Source organism: Azospirillum himalayense, from assembly GCF_042657465.1.
GTDB lineage: Bacteria > Pseudomonadota > Alphaproteobacteria > Azospirillales > Azospirillaceae > Azospirillum > Azospirillum himalayense.
Genome location: NZ_JBHSLC010000118.1, coordinates 210225 through 229007, shown reverse-complemented (window position 1 = coordinate 229007; position 18783 = coordinate 210225). Strand labels below are relative to the sequence as shown.

The window sequence follows — 18783 nt, the reverse complement described above, 5'->3', positions numbered from 1 at the left end:
CTGGACTTGGCAACCGGAATGTTTGCCTTGCGGTGTCGGTTGAGGGTTGAGAGCGGGCTTGCGACGGGGCATGGTGTGAGCTTATACCGACGCCCCGTTCCTGACCCGTTCTGCTTTTTCGGTATCCCTTCCGGCCCATGTCGCTGTTCGGTTCCCTTCCCCGCGCCGCCGCCACCGCCAGCGCGACGGTCTCCTTTTCGCAGGAGGATCTGGCGCGCGTCTTCGATGCGAAGACGCTGCAGCGCGGGCGCACGCTCATCCTGACCGGGGCGGTGACGCTTCTGGAGGCCGAGGCGCGGATCGCCGCCACGGTGACCGACCTCGGCCGGACGCTGTCGGTGACGGTCGTTCCGGTGCGCGGGCGCAGCCGGGTGGTCTTCGACAAGAGCTGCACCTGCGGGCGGAACGCCTGCGCCCACATGGCCGCGGCGGCGCTGATGACGCTGGACGCCCGTCCGGAAGGGCGGCAGATGTCCCTGTTCGACGCGCCCCCGGCCGCAGAGCCGCCGACGCTCCAGGCGGTTCCCGACGCGGCCCCCGCGCTGCCGCCGATTGCCGAACCGGTGCCCTCACCTCCACCACCGCCTCCGCCCGATCCGGTGCTCAGCGTCCGCTGGACTCTGGAGCCGGGCAAGGACGAGGCGGCCATGTTCGTTTCCGCGGTCATCGCGGTGGAGGGGGCGGGGGAGGGCGACGACGTGTCCACCCCGGCCAGCCCGCGCGACGTGCTGGCCCGCGCGCCGCGCAGCCTGGACGGCGACGTGGACCGCGCCATCGCCCGAATGCTCGGCGGCGGCGGGGTGGTGCGCACGCCGGTCGCCAAGAGCCGCGGCGACGTGGTGGACCGCATCCTGCGCCGTCTGCTCGGCTGCGGGCGGCTGCGCTGGCGCGGCGGTACAACGCTGGCGGAGGGAGCGGGGATGACCATCCGCGCCTTCCGCGACCCGGCGACGCGCAAGCTGCGCCCGACCGGCCTGCCGCCCGGCGCTGCGCTGATCAAGGGGCAGGGCTACTGGTGCGTCGATCCGAAGGCCGGCACCGTCTGCCCCGTCGAGTTGCAGGTCGTCGAGGTCCCGAAGCCCAAGGCTGCGGTCGCTCCGCCTCCCGCAAAGACGGCTGCCGCGAAGGCGGCGCCCCTGAAGGGGTCCGCCCGCCCCGCGCCGGTGCGACCGGCGCCCGTGCGCCCGGACTTTCCGGCGGCCTCCGCCTTCGCCGCGGGCATGCCAGGCGGCGTGCGCATGGGCTCCGACCCCGCCGCGACCATCGTGGAGCGCGACCCGCGCGTTGTCGCCCGGCTGGGCCGGGTGGTGTCGCCGGACGGCGGTCTGGTGGACGTGCTGCGGCTCGCCTTCGACTATGGCGAGGAGGATTCGCCCTCGGAGATCGAGCCCGACGACCAGCGCCAGTTCGCCCGCGTCGAGGAGCCCGCCGGAGCGGTCTTCGTCCGCCGCGACAAGGCTCTGGAGCAGGGAGCGCTGGAAAGGTTGGCCGCTTTCGGCTTCGCCCAGGCGCGCATCGAGCCGCCCAAGGGCCAGTTGAACGCCCGCGGCACCCGTGTCCACTGGCTGACCGGCAAGGACGCCGACGAGCGCTGGTCGGCCTTCCTGACCACCGAGGTGCCGGCCCTGCGCAAGGACGGCTGGACCGTCGAGATCGGCGCCGACTTCGGCACCCGCGTCGTCGAGGCGAACGAGGAGGTGGCGGTCGCCGTGCGCGACTCCGGCGACGGCTGGTTCGACCTCGACGTCGGCGTGGAGATCGACGGGGAGCGCCGCGCCCTGCTGCCCATCCTGGCGACGCTGATCGAGCGCGGCGGCATGGAGGCGACCCGCGTCATCGACGGGCGCGCCCATCTGGTGCTGGACGACGGCAACGTGCTGGCCCTGCCGGCGGAGCGGGTGGAGCGGCTGCTCAGCGTCCTGGAATCCATGCTCGACAGCGGGCGGCGGCTTGACGACACGCTGAAGGTGCCGCTGACCGAGGCCGACGGCCTTCTGGACATCGACGACCTGATCGCGCGGCGCACCGAGGACACCGGCCAGATCGACCGCTACCTGCGCACCATCCAGGAGCAGGAGATGCCGGCGGAGATGGACCCGCCGCCGGGCTTCCAGGGCACGCTGCGCGACTACCAGCGCGTCGGCCTCGCCTGGATGCAGGGGCTGCGGGCCAACCGGGTGGCCGGCATCCTGGCCGACGACATGGGCCTCGGCAAGACGGCCCAGACGCTGGCCCACATCGCCATGGAGGAGAAGGAGGGGCGGCTGACCGACCCCTGCCTCGTCGTCGTGCCGACCAGCCTCGTCCCCAACTGGGTGGCCGAGGCGCAGCGCTTCACCCCGCATCTGCGGGTGGTCGTGCTGCACGGTCTGGACCGGCACGAGAAGCTGGGCGACCTCGACCGCGCCCACATCGTGGTGACCACCTACGGCGTGGTCGGCCGCGACGTCGAGGTGCTGAAGCGCCGGGACTGGCACATGCTGATCCTGGACGAGGCGCAGGCGATCAAGAACCCGGACAGCAAGGCGACCCGCGCCGTCTGCGCGCTGAACGCCCGCAACCGGCTCTGCCTGTCCGGCACGCCGGTGGAGAACAATCTCGGCGAACTGTGGAGCCAGTTCGCCTTCCTGATGCCCGGCCTGCTCGGCGACCGCAAGGAGTTCGGGCGCCGCTACCGCACCCCCATCGAGAAGCGCGCCGACGGCACCCGCGCCAAGCAGCTGATGCGCCGCATCCGCCCCTTCCTGCTGCGCCGCACCAAGGAGGCGGTGGCCAAGGAGCTGCCGCCGAAGACCGAGGTGGTGGTGCGCATCGACCTGGAGCCGGCGCAGCGCGACCTCTACGAGACCATCCGCCTGTCGGTGAACGAGACGGTGCGGGCGGCGCTGGCGGTCAGCGGCGTGTCGCGCAACGCCATCACCATCATCGACGCGCTTCTAAAGCTGCGACAGGTCTGCTGCGATCCGCGTCTGGTCAAGATTCCCGCCGCAGGCAAGGTGAAGGAGACCGCAAAGCTCGACGCGCTGACCGACATGGTGCTGGAGATGGTGCCGGAAGGCCGGCGCATCCTGATCTTCTCGCAGTTCACCACCATGCTCGACCTGATCAAGCTGCGGCTGGAGGAGGCGAAGATCGGCTATGTCGAGCTGACCGGGCGCACGCTGGACCGCGCGGAGCCGGTGAACCGCTTCCAGAACCGCGAGGTGCCGGTCTTCCTCATCAGCCTGAAGGCGGGCGGACGCGGCCTGAACCTGACGGCGGCGGACACGGTGATCCACTACGATCCCTGGTGGAACCCGGCGGCCGAGGATCAGGCGACCGACCGCGCCTACCGAATCGGGCAGGACAAGCCGGTCTTCGTCTACAAGCTGATCGCCGCCGACACGGTGGAGGAGCGTATCCTCGACTTGCAACGGCGCAAAGGCAACCTTTCCGACGCAACCATCGAGGGCACCGGTCTCATCAGTGCACTTGAAGGCGGGGACATCGACTATCTGCTGGGTAGGGCGGCGGACTGACCGCACCCTCGGGATTACCGCCCTTCCCGGTCTGGCCTTTGCGGCGCCATGGCATAGATCCTTGACGACGAAAGCATTGCGTTCGTTTCCCTTGCAACGGGGAGGGCCATGGCATCGACGAAGCGGGACACCGCACCCGATCCGGAACGGCTCATCGGCGCGTGGCGCGACGCCGCCGCGGACGCCCGCCGTTGGCGTGACGATCCGGATCGCGTGGCCGCCCTGAAGGCGGCGCGCACCCGGCTGCATCAGCCGCCACCGCCGCCGCCGCGCCCGCCCCAGCGGGTGCTGGCCGACGAGCTGCACGCCGCCCGGGCCGCTTGGGAGGAAGGACAGGGGCTGGACGGCTCCGCCCGTGCCCTGGCCTACGCCAATCTCAAGCGCTGGGAGCCCGGCCTGTTCGGCTACAGCGAGACGCAGCGGTCCACGGCCGGCAAGATCGCAGCATCGGAAGCCGCGGAGTCGCGGCGCGACGAGCAGGAGCGGGCGGAGGCCCAGGCCCTGCTTCGTGCCTTTCGCCGCGTCCAGGAGCGCGCCCGCAACACCGCCCGCGCCGTGCAGGCCGACCCCCGCGCCCGCGCCATGGCGGCGGACGAGGGGCTGATGCTGCCGGAGGGCGGCCGGTCGGGCGGTGTGACGGCCCCGTGAAGCGCCGTCTCAAGGCCAACGACGACCAGACGTCCTTCGCCTTGTTGCCCACGGCTTTGCCCGATGAAAAGCTGCTGGAGATCCACCGCCGGCTCTGCCTGATCTTCGGTTGTCCAATCGCCTATTTCCGCGCGCTCGATCCGCTCAGCGAACTGGTGTCCTCGCTGCTGTCGCACCGCACGCGCAACGCGGTGTCCGGGGCGGCCTTCCGCGCCTTGCGGGCGCGCTGGGGGGAGGATTGGGCGGCTGTCCGCGACGCCGACCCGGCGGAGGTCGAGACGGTCATCGCCGGGGTGACGTGGCCGGAGCAGAAGGCGCCGCGCATCCAGGCGATCCTTCGGCGGATCACCGAGCTGCGCGGCGAACTCTCCCTGGATTTCCTGGCGGAAATGACGGTGCCGGAGGCGCGGGCCTGGCTGCAGGCGCTTCCCGGCGTCGGCCCGAAGACCAGCGCCGCGGTGATGAGCTTCAGCAGCCTGCGCCGCCCCGCCTTGCCGGTGGACAGCCACCATCACCGCGTCGCCGTGCGCACCGGACTGATTCCGCCCAGCGTGGCGGTCGGCCCGTCGCACACCATTCTGGAGGCGCGGCTTCCCCCGGAGTGGACGGCCCAGCAGATCTACGACCATCACGAGGTGATGATGCTGCACGGGCAGCGGGTCTGCTTCCACCGCAACCCGGCCTGTGAGCGGTGTGTGCTGTTGGAGCTGTGTCCGGAGGGGCAGAAACGGACGGCGGGTGGGGCGTCGGCGGAGGGGGCGTAGTCGATATTGCCCCCACCCTAACCCTCCTCCGCTATCGCAGGGGAGGGAACCGCCGCCGCTTTGCAGAAGGCACCCTCCCCTGCGAAGCGGGGGAGGGCCGGGGTAGGGGCAAGGTTTGCAAGGTGTTCAATTCACCAGCGGCGGGCGGCGCATGCCCGGAAGGGGGGAGGGGTTGCTGCGCTGTGGGCGTTCACCACCGGAAGCGGCCTGCTCGGCGGCGTCGAGCATGGCTTCGGCCTGCTTCTGCACGGCGGCGGCGCGGGCCTGGTCCATGGGGTCGGTGCTTTCCTTGCGGACATAGCCGGCGGCCTGCTCGGCGAGGTCGAGGGTCTCGACCACCTCGTCCATCGTTTCCTCCAGCGCGGTCACATCGACCTTTTTGCCGGTCATTTCGTCGTCTCCCGTCGTTGCGGTCGGTGATGCCAACAGGTGCAGGATGGCGGCCGTTCCCAATTTGGTAATCCGTGCAGCCACCCAAAAAAAATCGGGAAGGGCGTGGGAATAGTTTTTTGCAGCGCACGTTCGTCTGTGTGTCCGGTGGCGCCCGCCACCCATCCTACCCAGGCTTGCGAAATCCCCACATGAGCAACCCGAAGCGTTCGATCCGGTCTGCGGCCTTGGCCGCGGCGATGCTCGCCGTGACTGCCGGCCACGCGTCCTTCTGGTCCTGGCGCAACGCGCCCACTCCTGTGGACGCCGTGCCGGGTCGCATCGAATCCGTCTCCTACTCCCCGTCGGGCCGCAGCTACGACCCGAACCACCAGCCGGTGGTCGACGCGGTGGAGCTGGACCGCGACATGACCGCCATCGCCGGCTTCGCCGACGGTGTCCGGACCTACTCCACGCTGGGCTCCCAGGGCGACGTGCCGGCCATCGCCGCCAAGCATGGCCTGGATGTCACGCTGGGCGTCTGGCTGAGCGACGACAAGGCCCGCAACGAGCGCGAGGTCGCCCGCGCCATCGTGCTGTCGCGCACCGTGCGCGGCATCGAGCGCGTCGTGGTCGGCAACGAGACGCTGCTGCGCGCCGAGCTGACCGACGCGGAGCTGGCCTCCTACATCCGCCGCGTCCGCGCCGGCGTGCCGAAGCACATCAAGGTCGGCACCGCCGACGTGTGGTCGGAGATCGTCAAGGCGAAGGAGACCATCGCAGCCTCGGATTACATGGGCGTCCACGTCCTGCCCTACTGGGAAGGCGTGCCCGTGGAGAACGCGCTGACCTGGATCCGCGACCGGCTGGACACCGTGCGCAAGGCGCATCCGGGCAAGCCGCTGTTCGTGGGCGAGGTGGGCTGGCCGTCGGGCGGTGAGAACTTCCACGACGCCTACCCGACGCCGCAGGCCCAGGCCTTCGTCGTCCGCAACTTCGCCGCCGAGGCGGGGATGCTCGGCATCGACTACAACGTGGTCGAGGCGTTCGACGGCGTGTGGAAGTCCAGCATCGAAGGCTCGCCGGGTCCGACCTGGGGCGTGCTCGACGCCGACCGCGCTCCGAAATGGCCGCTGGCCGGCGACGTCCCGGCCCCCTGGGGCGACCGCGCGGGTGCCGCCGTGGCGCTGGCCCTCGGCCTCGCCCTGTCGGCCTTCGCCGCCTTCCGCCGCCGCACCAACATGACCTACGCGCTGGCCGCGTCGGTGGGCGCCAACATCGTCGGCTTCGGCGTCGGCTCGGCCGTCGCCGGTGCCTACGCCGAATACTTCACCTTCGGCGCCGCGACCACCTGGGGCTCCGCCTTCCTGCTGGGCGCGCTGATGATGTCGGTGGCCTTCGCCGACCTGACCGAGGTGGCCCGCCGCCTGTTCACCGGCCGCGCCCCGGCCCTGCTGCCGCGGGTTCCCGCGGTGCCGGAGCACAAGCCGATGGTGTCCGTGCACATCGCCGCCTGCCGCGAGCAGCCGGACGTGCTGGCCGCCACGCTGACCTCGCTGGCCCGCGTCGACTATCCGGACTACGAGGTCGTCGTCCTCATCAACAACACCGAGGACGAGGCGCTGGTCCGCCCGGTCGAGGAGCTGTGCGCCGAGCTGGGTCCGAAGTTCAAGTTCCACTGGTACAAGACGATCAGCGGCTTCAAGGCCGGCGCGCTGAACGCCGCGCTGCGCCACACCGACCCGCGCGCCGAGATCGTCGCCGTGCTCGACGCCGACTACACGGTCGAGCCGGACTGGCTGAACAAGCTGGCCCCGACCTTCGCCGACCCGCGCGTCGGCATCGTCCAGGCGCCGCAGGAGCACCGCGACGGCCATGAGACGCCGCTGAAGGCCGCCATGACCGCCGAGTACCGCCCCTTCTTCGACGTCGGCATGCAGGAAGGTCTGACCTCCCAGGCCTTCGTCTGCCACGGCACGATGATCATGCTGCGCCGCTCCGCCATGGAGCAGGTCGGCGGCTGGTCGGAAGAGGGCATCTGCGAGGACACCGAGCTGGGCATCCGCATCCTGTCGGCCGGCTACCGCGCCGCCTACACGGACGAGCGGCTGGGCCATGGCCTCGCCCCCGACAACTTCATGCAGTTCCGCAAGCAGCGCGACCGCTGGGTCTTCGGCTCCACGCAGATCCTGCGCGCCCACTGGCGGAAGTTCCTGCCCGGCGCCACGGAGCTGACGGTCGGCCAGAAGATCGGCTACCTGACCAACTGGGCGCGCTGGTGGTCCGACGCGGTGGGCGTGCTGGCCGCCGGTGCGGCGGTCACCTGGACCTTCGCCTCGCTGGTCCTGCCGCTGCACCTGCCGCCGGTCCAGGCCACCGCCGCGGTGCTGGGCGCCCTGGTCCTGCGCGCCGGGTCGAGCCTGCTGGCCTCGCGCTACGCCTCCGGCAACTCGTGGAAGGAGAGCTTCGGGGCCTGCGCCGTCGGCATGGCGCTGTCCACCACGGTGGCGCTGGCTGCGCTCCGCGGCGTGGTCCGCAAGCGCGACGCCTTCCGCGTCACCGCCAAGGGCGGCAAGCGGACCCAGGGGGCTTTCTGCGCCAAGCCGGAAGCCTGGCTGTCGGGTGCGCTGCTGGTCTCCGCGGTGACCGCGTGGTTCGCCAACCCGCTGGGCACCCTGTCGCTGGAGCTGTGGGCGATCCTGCTGACGGCGATGGCCGTGCCCAACCTGATGGCCGTGGGCTTGGCGGTCGGCGATATGCTGCCCGCCGGCACCCCGCGCCCGGCGCCGCTGCCCGCCCCGCAGGGCGTGGCCCAGCCCGCCGCCGCGCAGGCCAAGGCTGCCAACGAGCCGGTCGCCGCGTAACCCTCTCAACGTCAGACGGAGAAGCCCCCTTGCCGCCGGCAAGGGGGCTTTTTCGTGCCTGGGGAGAAGGCTCAGCGCTTGCCCTTCTTCCCCTGGATGCTGGTGATCTGCTGGGAGGCGACGTTGCCCTGACCCATGGCGGCGTTGAAGGCGCTGCCGACGTTGTTGAACTGGATGCCGCCGCTGGCCAGGGCCGCGGGCAGATGCGGCAGCGGGCCGAAGTTGCTCATCACGGGGTCGAAGAAGCCGTCGGGGGGCGGGCCGCCGTTGCCGGTGGTCACGCCCGGCTGGGGCTTCGAGGGCGGGACCTTCGCCTGCACCGGGGCCTGGGCCTGCACTGGAGGCGCGACCTGCGCCGGAGCGATGGCATGGGGCTGGGCGGCGGCAACGGGTTGGGCGGCGGCAACGGGTTGGGCGGATGCCTGGACGGTGGCGGACGGCACCGCGGTCTGTTCGACCGCTCCACCCCCGGCATTGCCCCCAACAGCGACGCCGCCGCCGGAGGTCCCCTCGGCGCCCTGGATGATGTACTGCTCCGTCACGTTGCTGTCGCCGAAGGACAGGGCCAGCGAGCTGTCGAAGTTGTTCACGATGAAGGGTGCGTCGATGAAGGTGAAGGACGGCAGGATGGGCTCCGGCGGCGGCTGGCGGCTGGCGGCCAGCGCCTGACCCTTGTTGAAGCCGCCCAGGAAACCGGCGTCGCCGCGGATCTTGGCGATGGCCTGCTGGTGCGTGGCCTGCCGGCTGATGTTGGGGTTGGTCACCGTCGCCCCCGGAGGCGCGCCGCGCCGGGCGGCGTTGACGAAGACGGGCTGACGCGGCAGCAGCGGCGGCATCCCCATGCCCATGCCCATCGACATGCCGACCGCCGCGCCCAGCTGCGGGTTGACGGAGAAGCCGCCGGCATCCTGGGCGGCGGCGGTTCCGCCCAGCAGCGCCAGGGCGGCGAGGCCGGACAGCAGCGGCGCGAAGCGGCGGATGCGAACCATGGCGGGGCTCCTCTGTTCGGCGGTGTGCGCTGATCCTAGGGCGGCCGGGCGGGGAGCCGCTGTGAAGCGGGCCACAGGTGGCGTGCTTTACGCCTCTTCCTCAAAAGGGAAGTTTTTGCCGAAGGGGTGATCGGGCATCGGAGCGGCCTGCGGGGGCAGCGGCGGCATGGGCATCGGCTTCAAATCGGGTTGCGACGGGCCACGGCGGCAGGCGGTGTGGCCGTTGACGGTCTCGCAGGTCAGCGCGCCCGGCCCGGTCACGCAGGTCGTCCGGTCGTTGACCGTCTGGCAGGACAGAGAGCCCGAGCCGCGGCTGCACACCGTCTTTCCGTTGACCGTCTGGCAGGCAAGGTTCTCGGCGGCGGCGGTTTGCGGGGTTCCGGCCAGGGTCAGGATGGCGGCGAGCGTCCCGAAGACCGGCAGGGCGAAGCGGAGCATGGCGGCAGTCCTCCACTGAGGAATCCGGAGAGAGGCGCCGCCTTGGGGATCGGCGGCGCCGGTTGGGGATGATCACTGGGCCTTGAGACCGAACAGATTCTGCCCGGCAGCGTTGCCGATGCCGGCGGCGACGTTGGTCGTCACCCCGACGTTGGTGTCGAGCAGGCCGCCCTTGCCGAAGCCGAAGGTGACGCCGGTGACGTTCTGCTTCGCCTTGTTGCCGATGCCGGCGGCGACGTTGGTGGCGATGCCGACGTTGGTGTTCACCAGCGAACCGCCGGTGCCCTGCTGCATGGTGAAGACGTTCTGCTTGGCCTTGTTGCCGATCCCCGCGGCGAGGTTGGTCGCGACGCCGACGTTGGTGCTGGAGAGGGAGGGCGCCGTGGCGAAGGGGCTGCCGAAGCCCGGCTGCATCAGCATCGGGTTGACCGGCACGCCGCCGGTCTTGAGGTCGTTGGCGAAGGCGTGGGGGGCGGCGAGCAGCGTGGCGGCAGCGGCGGCGATCAGGGTCAGGCGGCGCATGGGCTGGGTCTCCTCCGGGGTGTGGGCCGTGTGTGGCTCGATGTCCATGGAGGAGAGGGTAGGCGGATGCCGCCCGCGCCGCTGTGGCCTGGGCCACAGTCGGGGCGTGATTCGGGCGGTTTGTGGGAAGTCTTGCCCCCACCCCCGCCCTCCCCTGCGGCAGCGGGGGAGGGCGGGGGTGGGGGCGAGTTGGCGCTCAGCGCGCGTGCTGGTCCAGGAACTGGCGGCAGGAATCGAAGTCCTGGAGCACCGCGTCCGGCAACTCGACGCCCTTGCGGTCGGCGAGGCTGCGGGCGAAGGCGACCATCTTGTCCGTCGGTGCCTTGCGCCGTGCCCCGCCCGACAGTGCGGCGGAGGTCGGCGGGACAGCGTCGGCCACCGGGCTGATCGAGTCGGGGACTTCCGGAGCGGCCTTCGCTTTGCGGCTGCGCCGGGGCTTCTTCGGCGCTTCGCCGTCCACACCGACGGCGGCGACCGCCACCTTGCGGCTGCGCGTGCGCGGTGCAGCACCGGCGGCGCGCGGGCTCGTGGAGCGACGGCGCCCGGCGCCCCGTCCGGCGCGGATCGGGCCGCCGCGGACGCCGAGATCCACCGCCGGGCCCCGGTTGCCGACCAGCACGCCGATCAGCCGCCCGGCCTCGTCGGCGATGCCGTCGATGACGCTGCGGAAGTCGGCGCGTCCGACGACCACCTCGTCCAGCCGCATTTCCCACAGGGCGGTGGTGCCGGGATCGACCAGCGTGGGGGCGGCGCCGCGCAGAGTCTCGAACAATTGCAGCCCGGCGGGGGTGGGGACCAGCCATTTGCCGTCGGCGCCCAGCAGGTTCTGCCGCCGCAGGCCCTTGATGATCTCGGCGCGGGTGGCCGGGGTGCCGATGCCCTTGGCCTCCTTCAGCCGGTCGCGCAGCGCCGGGTCCTCGACGAAGCGCCAGGCGTTCTGCATGGCGTCGACCAGCGTGCCCTCGTTGTAGCGCGGCGGCGCCTGGGTCCGCTTGGCCTCCACCCGGGGCTCGGACAGGCGGGCCGGCTCACCGTCGGTCAACGGCGGCAGAGTCTGCTCCTCCTCCTTCTCGTCGGGCTTGCCGTCCGTCTCGGCGGAGCCGAAGGCGGCCTTCCAGCCGAGCTTCAGGGGGATGCGCCCGACCGCGCGGAAGACCACCGGCTTGCCCTCGACGGGCACGTCCATCAGGACGGTGGTCTGCCGGTACTCGTAGTCGGGCATGACGGCGGCGAGGTAGGAGCGGCAGATCAGGGCGTAGAGCCGCTTCTCGTCGTCGGTCAGGCGATTCAGCCGGCTTTCCAGGTCGTCCAGCACGTTGACGTTGGGCACGATGGCATGGTGCGACACGCCCTCCAGCGCCTTGTCGCAGAAATGGCCGGACTTGCCGCGGCGGATCACCGGGCGGGAGAGGTCGAGGTGCGCGAAGCCGCGCAGCCGGGTCAGCGCCCCGGTGATCGCCGGCACGTCGGCAATCTGGTTCTCCGAGAGGTAGCGCGCCTCGGCGCGCGGGTAGGTGATGAGCTTCTTGCCCTCGCCGTCGTAAAGCTCCTGCGCGACCTCCAGCGTGCGGTCGGCGGTCCAGCCCCAGCGCTGGCCGCAGGTCTTCTGCAGCGCGGGCAGGTCGTAGAGCTTCGGCGGGGCCTGCCGCCGGTCCTCCACCGTCACCGACAGCGGGCCGCCATGGCCGTCCGCGGCGCGGGCGATGGCCTCGGCGCGGGCGCGGTCCTTGATGCGGTCCTTCGGCGGCGGGGCGTGGCGCATCAGGAAGGCGCCGCCCGCGGCGGTGGCCGTCGCCACCACCTCGAAATAATCCTCCGGCTTGAAGTTGCGGATCTCCAGCTCGCGCAGGCAGACGATGGACAGGGTCGGCGTCTTCACCCGCCCGATGCCGATCACGCCACGGGTCCCCGGCGCCAGCAGCGTCTTGGTCGCCGTGCGGGTCAGGGACAGGTTGAAGATCTGGTCAGCCTGTTGGCGGGCCACCGCCGCCTCGTAGAGCGGGCGAAGCTCGGTGTTCGGCTTCAGCTTGGCGAAGGCGTCGCGGATCGTCTTGGGGTCCTGGGCGGTGAACAGGGCGCGCTGCACCCGCCCGCGGAAGCCCAGATGCTCCAGGATCTCCTGACCGATCAGCTGCCCCTCGCGGTCGCAGTCGGTGGCGAGGATGACCTGATCGCACCCTTTGAGCGCCGCCTTGATCGCCGCCAGCTTCGCCGTTTTGTTACCGCCGCTGTCCGGCCGGGTCGGGTAGAGTCCGTCGGGCTTCAGCAGGGTGGGCGCCCAGCGCTTCCAGTCCGGGTTGACCTCGTCCGGTTCGGCCAGCCGCAGCAGGTGCCCCTCGGCCGGCAGGATGCGCCCGTAGCGATCCCCCAGCGCGGCGCGCAGATCCTTTGCCTGACTGGATTTTTCCGTGATGATGAGCGTGGCCATGACCGCCATGGTAAGACGAACATGAAAACGTATCAAGAACACTTGATGGCCATTCTGAGCGGAGTCCTGGTCGCGGCGCCACTTTTCGTGGCCGCCTTGCCGGCGGCGGCGCAGAACCCGCTGCTGCCGGGGATCGGAGCGAAGGACCGTCGGGTGGTGGTGGACGCCAGCCACGCGCCGTGGAACAGCCTCGTCAAGGTGCAGAGCAATCTCGGCGCGCGCTGCACCGGCGTGCTGGTGGCGCCGCGCCGGGTGGTCACCGCCGCCCATTGCCTGCTCAACCGGGCGCAGCGCTTCCTGCCGGCCTCCTCCCTGCACGTCCTGTTCGGCTACGAGCGCGGGGAGTACCGGCAGCACCGCGCCGTCGCCGCGCTGGAGACCGGCGGCCCCTATGACAAGGAAAGGCGGCTCGACGGGCTGGTCGGCGACTGGGCGGTGCTGACGCTGGACGGCGACGCGCCGGAGGGGATGCCGCCGCTGCCGCTCGCCCGAGTCCCGCCGGACGCCGGCACGCCGCTGATGCTGGGCGGCTACAGCCAGGACCGGGCGCACCTCGTCACCGCCGACACCGGCTGCGCGGCGCGCGGCATCAACGACACCGACCGCGGGCCGCTGCTCGTCCACGACTGCGACGGCACGCGCGGGGTGAGCGGGGCGGCGCTGCTGGTGCGCACGGCCAGCGGGAACGGGGGCGGGGATGGGAGCGCGGACGGGGCGGGGGAGGGCTGGGCGGTCGCCGGCATCGCGGTCGCCGCGGTCAGTGGTCCCAACCCGCGCAACATCGCCGTGCCGAGCGCCGCTTTCGTGGCCGCGGTCGAGGGAAATACGCCTTCTTTGCGGTGATGCACGGGCGCGGGGCAGCTTTGAGCGGTGGCGCCTCATTTTTTGCTAGGCCGTTGGGCGTGAATCGCATAGACGTACGCGCGTTCAAGATCCCGTAACCGGAGCCGTACCGATGTCGATCCAGCGCTTCCATTCCGGACCGCGCATGAGCCAGATGGTCATCCACAAGGACACGGTCTATCTGGCCGGCCAGGTGGCCAACGATCCGACTCCGGACGTGGAGACGCAGACCCGCCAGATCCTGGGCCAGATCGACGCCCTGCTGGCCGAGGGCGGCTCCGACAAGAGCAAGCTGCTGTCCGCCACCATCTATCTGACGGACATGGCCGGCTTCGGCGCGATGAACAAGGCGTGGGAAGCCTGGGTCGACACGGCCAACCCGCCCGCCCGCGCCACGGTCGAAGCGAAGCTCGCCGCGCCGGAGTATCTCGTTGAAATTCAGGTGACCGCGGCCAAATAAGCTGCGTAACGGGGCGACCCGGCTCCCTCGGTTGGGGTTTGCCGGCGTGGCCCACCAGACTGTGAGGGCCGCGTGCTTCGAAAAAATCCGGAAGGCTTGACCTTCCGGATTTACAGAACGTTAATCACGCCTTAACAGATCATCCGTAAAACCCCGACCAACCTCTGCCGCCGGAGCGGACGACCGTCGTTGCGCTTCGATAGCTGCGTTACAGTAATGGATTCGCAACATGCCGCGCCAAACGCCTCTTTCTGACATCCGGAACATCGGCATCATCGCCCACGTCGATGCCGGCAAGACGACGACCACCGAGCGCATCCTCTACTACACCGGTCGTAAGCACACGATCATCGACGTGCACGAGACGAAGGACCTGAAGTCCTCGACGACGACCGACTACATGGAGCAGGAGCAGAAGCGCGGCATCACGATTCAGTCGGCTGCCGTCTCGGCCTTCTGGCGCGGCAAGAAGATCAACGTCATCGACACCCCGGGCCACGTGGACTTCACCATCGAGGTGAACCGCTCGCTCCGCGTGCTCGACGGCGCGGTCGTCGTGTTCGACGGCGTGGCCGGCGTTGAGCCGCAGTCCGAGACCAACTGGCGCCTCGCGGACAACTACAACGTTCCGCGCATGTGCTACGTCAACAAGATGGACCGTTCGGGCGCGAACTTCCGTCGTTGCGTCGACATGATCAAGACCCGCCTGGGCGCCCGTCCGCTCTGCCTGCAGGTTCCGCTGGGCTCGGAAGACAACTTCCGCGGCATGGTCGATCTGATCGAGATGAAGGCCTACGTCTGGTTCTCCGACGACAAGGACTCCAAGTGGGAGATCTGGGAGATCACCGACGATCTGGCGAGCAAGCTGAACCTGACCGTCAAGGAAGACCTCGACAACATCGAGAGCATCCCGGCGCTCCGCTCCGAGCTGGTCGACACCGCCCTGGAGATGGACGAGGCCGCGATGGAGGCCTACCTGGAGTCCGGTGAGGAGCCCTCGCCGGAGGTCCTGCGCGCCTGCATCCGCAAGGGCACGATCACCAGCACCTTCACCCCGGTCCTCTGCGGCTCGTCCTACAAGAACAAGGGCGTGCAGCAGGTCCTGGACGCGGTCGTCGACTTCCTGCCGGCCCCGACGGACGTCGAGGCCATCAAGACGGTGGACGAGGACGGCAACCCGAACGGCGAGCGTCTCAGCTCCGACGACGCGCCCTTCTCGGCGCTGGCCTTCAAGGTGCTGAACGACACCTACGGCTCGCTGACCTTCGTCCGCGTCTATTCGGGCGTGCTGACCAAGGGCATGTCGGTCCTGAACACCACCCGCGGCAAGCGCGAGAAGATCGGCCGCATGGTCGAGATGTTCGCCGCCCAGGCCAACCCGATCGAGGAAGCCCGCGCCGGCGACATCATCGCGCTCGTCTCCCTGCAGGAGACCGACACCGGTGACACGCTCTGCGACGCCGCCCACCCGGTGATCCTGGAGCGCATGCGCTTCCCCGACCCCGTCATCAGCGTCTCGGTCGAGCCGAAGACCAAGGGCGAGCAGGAGAAGTTCTCCATCGCGCTGGGCAAGATGGTTCGCGCGGACCCGTCGCTGCGTCTGGAGACCGACCGTGAAACCGGCCAGACCATCCTGCGCGGCATGGGCGAGCTGCACCTGGAAGTGACGCTGGACCGTCTGCGCACGGAGTTCGGCGTGGAAGGCAACATGGGCAAGCCCCAGGTCGCCTACCGCGAGACGATCACCAAGCCGGTCGAGTACACCTACACCCACAAGAAGCAGACCGGCGGTTCGGGCCAGTTCGCCGAAGTCAAGATCATCTTCGCGCCGCTGGAGCGTGGCGAAGGCTTCGTGTTCAAGGACGAGACGGTCGGTGGCACGGTGCCGCGCGAATACGTCCCGTCGGTGCAGAAGGGTCTGGAGATGCAGAAGGAAGAGGGCGTGCTCGCCTCCTATCCGACGGTCGACTTCAGCGCCCGCCTGGTGGACGGCAAGTACCACGACGTCGACTCGAACGCCCTGACGTTCGAAATCGCCGCCAAGGCCTGCTTCCGTGAAGCCCTCAAGCAGGCCGGCCCGATCCTGCTCGAGCCGGTCATGAAGGTCGAGGTCGTCACCCCGGACGATTACCTGGGCGACGTCATCGGCGACGTGAACCGCCGCCGCGGCACGGTGCTGGGCCAGCTCGAGCGTGGCACCAACATCGCCGTGGAGGCCCATGTGCCGCTGAACGAGATGTTCGGCTACATCGGCCAGCTCCGTGGCATGACCTCGGGCCGCGCGTCCTACTCGATGGAGTTCAGCCACTACGAGCCGGTGCCGCGCAACGTCACCGACGAAATCGTGGCGGGCCGCAGCAAGGCCGCCTGATAACAGGCTGGTGTTTTCAGGAGAGGGGGCCGGCGAAGCGATTCGCCGGCCCTTTTTCTTTGTCCGGCGGGAACTTTGCCGGTGCCACCCCGGCGGGATGAGGGATTCTTCTTGCGGCGATACGCCTTTCGGATCAGTGTTGCCAGCAGGTGACGCATCCCAGTTTTTGGGAATGACCCAGCGAATCTTCTTGCCCGTGGCCGTCCTGGCCCTTCTGCTCCTCGGCGCTTCCGGCCCCGGTTCGCGGGCCTGGGCAGGGCAGGAGGACGCGCGACTCGGCGGCTTGTTCCAGGACCTGCAGACCGCCGGCGACGCGGTCGCCGCCGAGGCGGTCGAGGACCGCATCTGGGACGTCTGGCTGGAGCACTCCAACGACGACCTGATCGTGCTGATGCATCATGGCGTGCAGAGCCTGAACGCCGACCGCTACGGCGAGGCGCTGGCCGCCTTCGATCAGGTGGTCGCCGCCGATCCGACCTACGCCGAAGGCTGGAACAAGCGGGCCAACGCCGAATACATGCTGGGGGATTACGACGCCGCCGTGCGCGACATCCGCCGGGTGCTGGCGCTGGAGCCGCGGCATTTCGGGGCGCTGGCCGGGCTGGGCCTCGTCTACCTCGCCATCGACCAGCCGGCGGGCGCGCTGCGCGCCTTCGACGCCGCCCTGGCCATCAACCCGCATCTCGACCGCGTCCGCCAGCAGGCCGCCAACATCCGCCTGCGCATGGCCGGATCGGCGCTGTAATCGAGACGTGACTTAATATTCCCTCCCTGAAAAACTTTTAATCCGCCTGCAAGCCCCCCGTGACTCGGCGCCCGCTACTTTCAGGGCAACGAACAACGCATGCCAGTCACGGAGAGCAACCGATGTCCACCCCCGCCAACGCCGGACGCGCCCCGCGGTCGAGCCGGGTGCGGCGTACCATCGCCGCCGTCCTCCTCGGCACCACGGTGCTGACCGGTCCGTTCCTGATCGCCAACCAGTCCACCGCCGCGGCCGCCGAAAGCGTCCTGACTCAAAGCACGCCGGGCAGCTTCGCCGATCTGGCGGCCAAGGTGTCGCCCGCCGTGGTGAACGTCTCCACCACCCAGCAGGCCAAGGCCGAGCGCGGCAACCCGCGCATGCCCGGCTTCCCGCCGGGGTCGCCCTTCGAAGAGTTCTTCCGCCAGTTCCAGGACCAGTTCGGCCAAAATGGCGGCCCCGGCGGCGGTCCGGACGATGAGTCCGAGGGCCAGCCGCGCGGCAAGGTCGGCTCGCTCGGCTCCGGCTTCATCATCGACGCGGCCGGCTATGTGGTGACCAACAACCACGTCATCGACGGCGCCGACGAGATCAAGGTCACGCTCCAGGACGGAACGGAGCTGCCCGCCACGCTGGTCGGGCGCGACGCCAAGACCGACATCGCCCTGCTGAAGGTGACGTCCGACAAGGCGCTGCCCGCGCTGGACTGGGGCGACAGCGACGCCGCCCGCGTCGGCGACTGGGTGATGGCCGTCGGCAACCCCTTCGGGCTGGGCGGCACGGTCACCAAGGGCATCATCTCGGCCCGCGGTCGCGACATCCACAGCGGTCCGTACGACGACTACCTGCAGCTCGACGCCGCCATCAACCGCGGCAATTCGGGCGGCCCGACCTTCACGCTGGACGGGCGGGTGATCGGCATCAACACCGCCATCTATTCGCCCAACGGCGGCTCGGTCGGCATCGGCTTCGCCATTCCGTCCAACATCGCCAAGCAGGTCGTCGCCCAGCTCAAGGAGAACGGCCATGTCGAGCGCGGCTGGCTGGGCGTGAAGATCCAGGAGATCTCGCCGGAGATCGCCGAGTCGGTCGGCCTGTCCCAGACCAAGGGCGCGCTGGTCGCCGAGGTGACTCCGGACAGCCCCGCCGCCAAGGCCGGCGTGCGCCAGGGCGACGTGATCCTGGCCTATGGCGGCAAGCCGGTGAACACGCTGCGCGACCTGACCCGCCGGGTGGCCGACACCAAGGCCGGCGACACGGTGGACATGACCGTGGTCCGCAAGGGCAAGGAGACGACCCTGACCGCCCACATCGCGCCGCTGCCCGCCGAACAGCGTATGGCCGCCGCGGAAGGGACCGGCCCCGCCGCCGAGAGCGCGGTGGAGACCGTCAACGGGCTGAAGCTGGCCCCGCTCGATGGCGCCGCCCGCAGCCGCCTCGGCCTGGGCGAGGGCGTCAAGGGCGTGATCGTCACCGCGGTGTCGCCGCAGGCTGGTGATCTGCCCGTCCGTCCGGGCGACGTGATCGTCAAGGTCGGCGACCACAACGTGACCTCTCCCGCGGAGGTGACCAAGAGCCTTCACGAGGCCGAGAAGGATGGCCGCAAGGCGGTCCTGCTGCTGGTCAACCGCGGCGGCAACGAGAGTTTTGTCCCGCTGAAGCTCGGCAAGGCGTGATGCCGGAAAACACCGGCGATCCTCCCGTCGTCGGTGTGATGGGGTGGAGGGTGTCTGTCGTGCGAGCCCCCGCCGCGCGGACACTCTCCCCCTTCGTTTCGTTCGGACCTTCCCCTCCCCGGAGGGGCGAGGGCATTCACCTTTGGCCTCG

The 18783-nt window shown here is 70.0% G+C and carries 14 protein-coding genes; 9 read left to right on the top strand and 5 right to left on the bottom strand.

What is annotated here, in order from left to right:
* Nucleotides 1-137: 137 nt before the first annotated feature.
* The 3 genes from ACFPMG_RS32975 to ACFPMG_RS32965 all read left to right on the top strand — a co-directional run bounded on the left by ACFPMG_RS32975 (nucleotide 138) and on the right by ACFPMG_RS32965 (nucleotide 4930).
* On the top strand, nucleotides 138-3518 hold the full coding sequence (locus tag ACFPMG_RS32975) for a DEAD/DEAH box helicase (protein WP_377000120.1): 3381 nt from the start codon (nucleotides 138-140) through the stop codon (nucleotides 3516-3518).
* 108 nt (nucleotides 3519-3626) lie between these two features.
* The gene (locus ACFPMG_RS32970) at nucleotides 3627-4166 is read left to right on the top strand and encodes a hypothetical protein (protein ID WP_377000118.1); all 540 of its coding nucleotides are present in this window, start codon (nucleotides 3627-3629) and stop codon (nucleotides 4164-4166) included.
* Nucleotides 4163-4930 carry an endonuclease III domain-containing protein gene (locus ACFPMG_RS32965; protein WP_377000116.1) on the top strand — a complete coding sequence of 256 codons (768 nt, stop codon included), beginning with the start codon at nucleotides 4163-4165 and terminating at the stop codon, nucleotides 4928-4930. The genes ACFPMG_RS32970 and ACFPMG_RS32965 overlap by 4 nt, the downstream gene beginning before the upstream one ends.
* Before the next feature lie 126 nt (nucleotides 4931-5056).
* Here the strand turns inward: ACFPMG_RS32965 and ACFPMG_RS32960 are convergent, their stop codons facing one another.
* A complete protein-coding gene (locus ACFPMG_RS32960; RefSeq protein WP_014240910.1) occupies nucleotides 5057-5320 on the bottom strand; it encodes a hypothetical protein in 264 nt (87 codons plus the stop codon).
* A gap of 191 nt (nucleotides 5321-5511) precedes the next feature.
* Here ACFPMG_RS32960 and ACFPMG_RS32955 point away from each other — a divergent pair, with 191 nt between their 5' ends.
* The gene (locus ACFPMG_RS32955; RefSeq protein WP_377000113.1) at nucleotides 5512-8163 is read left to right on the top strand and encodes a glycosyltransferase; all 2652 of its coding nucleotides are present in this window, start codon (nucleotides 5512-5514) and stop codon (nucleotides 8161-8163) included.
* 71 nt (nucleotides 8164-8234) lie between these two features.
* On the opposite strand, the gene ACFPMG_RS32950 is transcribed toward ACFPMG_RS32955, so the two are convergent.
* The 4 genes from ACFPMG_RS32950 to ACFPMG_RS32935 all read right to left on the bottom strand — a co-directional run bounded on the left by ACFPMG_RS32950 (nucleotide 8235) and on the right by ACFPMG_RS32935 (nucleotide 12540).
* On the bottom strand, nucleotides 8235-9152 hold the full coding sequence (locus ACFPMG_RS32950) for a hypothetical protein (protein WP_377000111.1): 918 nt from the start codon (nucleotides 9150-9152) through the stop codon (nucleotides 8235-8237).
* An 87-nt stretch (nucleotides 9153-9239) separates the two neighbouring features.
* Nucleotides 9240-9590 (bottom strand): hypothetical protein, encoded by a 351-nt coding sequence (locus ACFPMG_RS32945; RefSeq protein ID WP_377000110.1) that lies wholly within the window; start codon nucleotides 9588-9590, stop codon nucleotides 9240-9242.
* Between the two features lie 72 nt (nucleotides 9591-9662).
* Nucleotides 9663-10112, bottom strand: coding sequence for a hypothetical protein (locus ACFPMG_RS32940; RefSeq protein ID WP_377000108.1), 450 nt, complete (start codon nucleotides 10110-10112; stop codon nucleotides 9663-9665).
* 196 nt (nucleotides 10113-10308) lie between these two features.
* Nucleotides 10309-12540 carry a DNA topoisomerase gene (locus tag ACFPMG_RS32935; RefSeq protein WP_377000106.1) on the bottom strand — a complete coding sequence of 744 codons (2232 nt, stop codon included), beginning with the start codon at nucleotides 12538-12540 and terminating at the stop codon, nucleotides 10309-10311.
* Between the two features lie 45 nt (nucleotides 12541-12585).
* On the opposite strand from ACFPMG_RS32935, the gene ACFPMG_RS32930 reads away from it, so the two are divergent.
* The 5 genes from ACFPMG_RS32930 to ACFPMG_RS32910 all read left to right on the top strand — a co-directional run bounded on the left by ACFPMG_RS32930 (nucleotide 12586) and on the right by ACFPMG_RS32910 (nucleotide 18632).
* On the top strand, nucleotides 12586-13383 hold the full coding sequence (locus ACFPMG_RS32930) for a trypsin-like serine peptidase (RefSeq protein WP_377000104.1): 798 nt from the start codon (nucleotides 12586-12588) through the stop codon (nucleotides 13381-13383).
* A 112-nt stretch (nucleotides 13384-13495) separates the two neighbouring features.
* On the top strand, nucleotides 13496-13843 hold the full coding sequence (locus ACFPMG_RS32925) for a RidA family protein (protein ID WP_137138927.1): 348 nt from the start codon (nucleotides 13496-13498) through the stop codon (nucleotides 13841-13843).
* Nucleotides 13844-14072: 229 nt separating this feature from the next.
* A complete protein-coding gene (gene fusA, locus ACFPMG_RS32920) occupies nucleotides 14073-16214 on the top strand; it encodes an elongation factor G (RefSeq protein ID WP_377000102.1) in 2142 nt (713 codons plus the stop codon).
* Nucleotides 16215-16386: 172 nt separating this feature from the next.
* Nucleotides 16387-16959 carry a tetratricopeptide repeat protein gene (locus ACFPMG_RS32915; RefSeq protein ID WP_377000100.1) on the top strand — a complete coding sequence of 191 codons (573 nt, stop codon included), beginning with the start codon at nucleotides 16387-16389 and terminating at the stop codon, nucleotides 16957-16959.
* A gap of 122 nt (nucleotides 16960-17081) precedes the next feature.
* The gene (locus ACFPMG_RS32910) at nucleotides 17082-18632 is read left to right on the top strand and encodes a DegQ family serine endoprotease (protein ID WP_377000098.1); all 1551 of its coding nucleotides are present in this window, start codon (nucleotides 17082-17084) and stop codon (nucleotides 18630-18632) included.
* The last annotated feature ends 151 nt before the right edge of the window (nucleotides 18633-18783 follow it).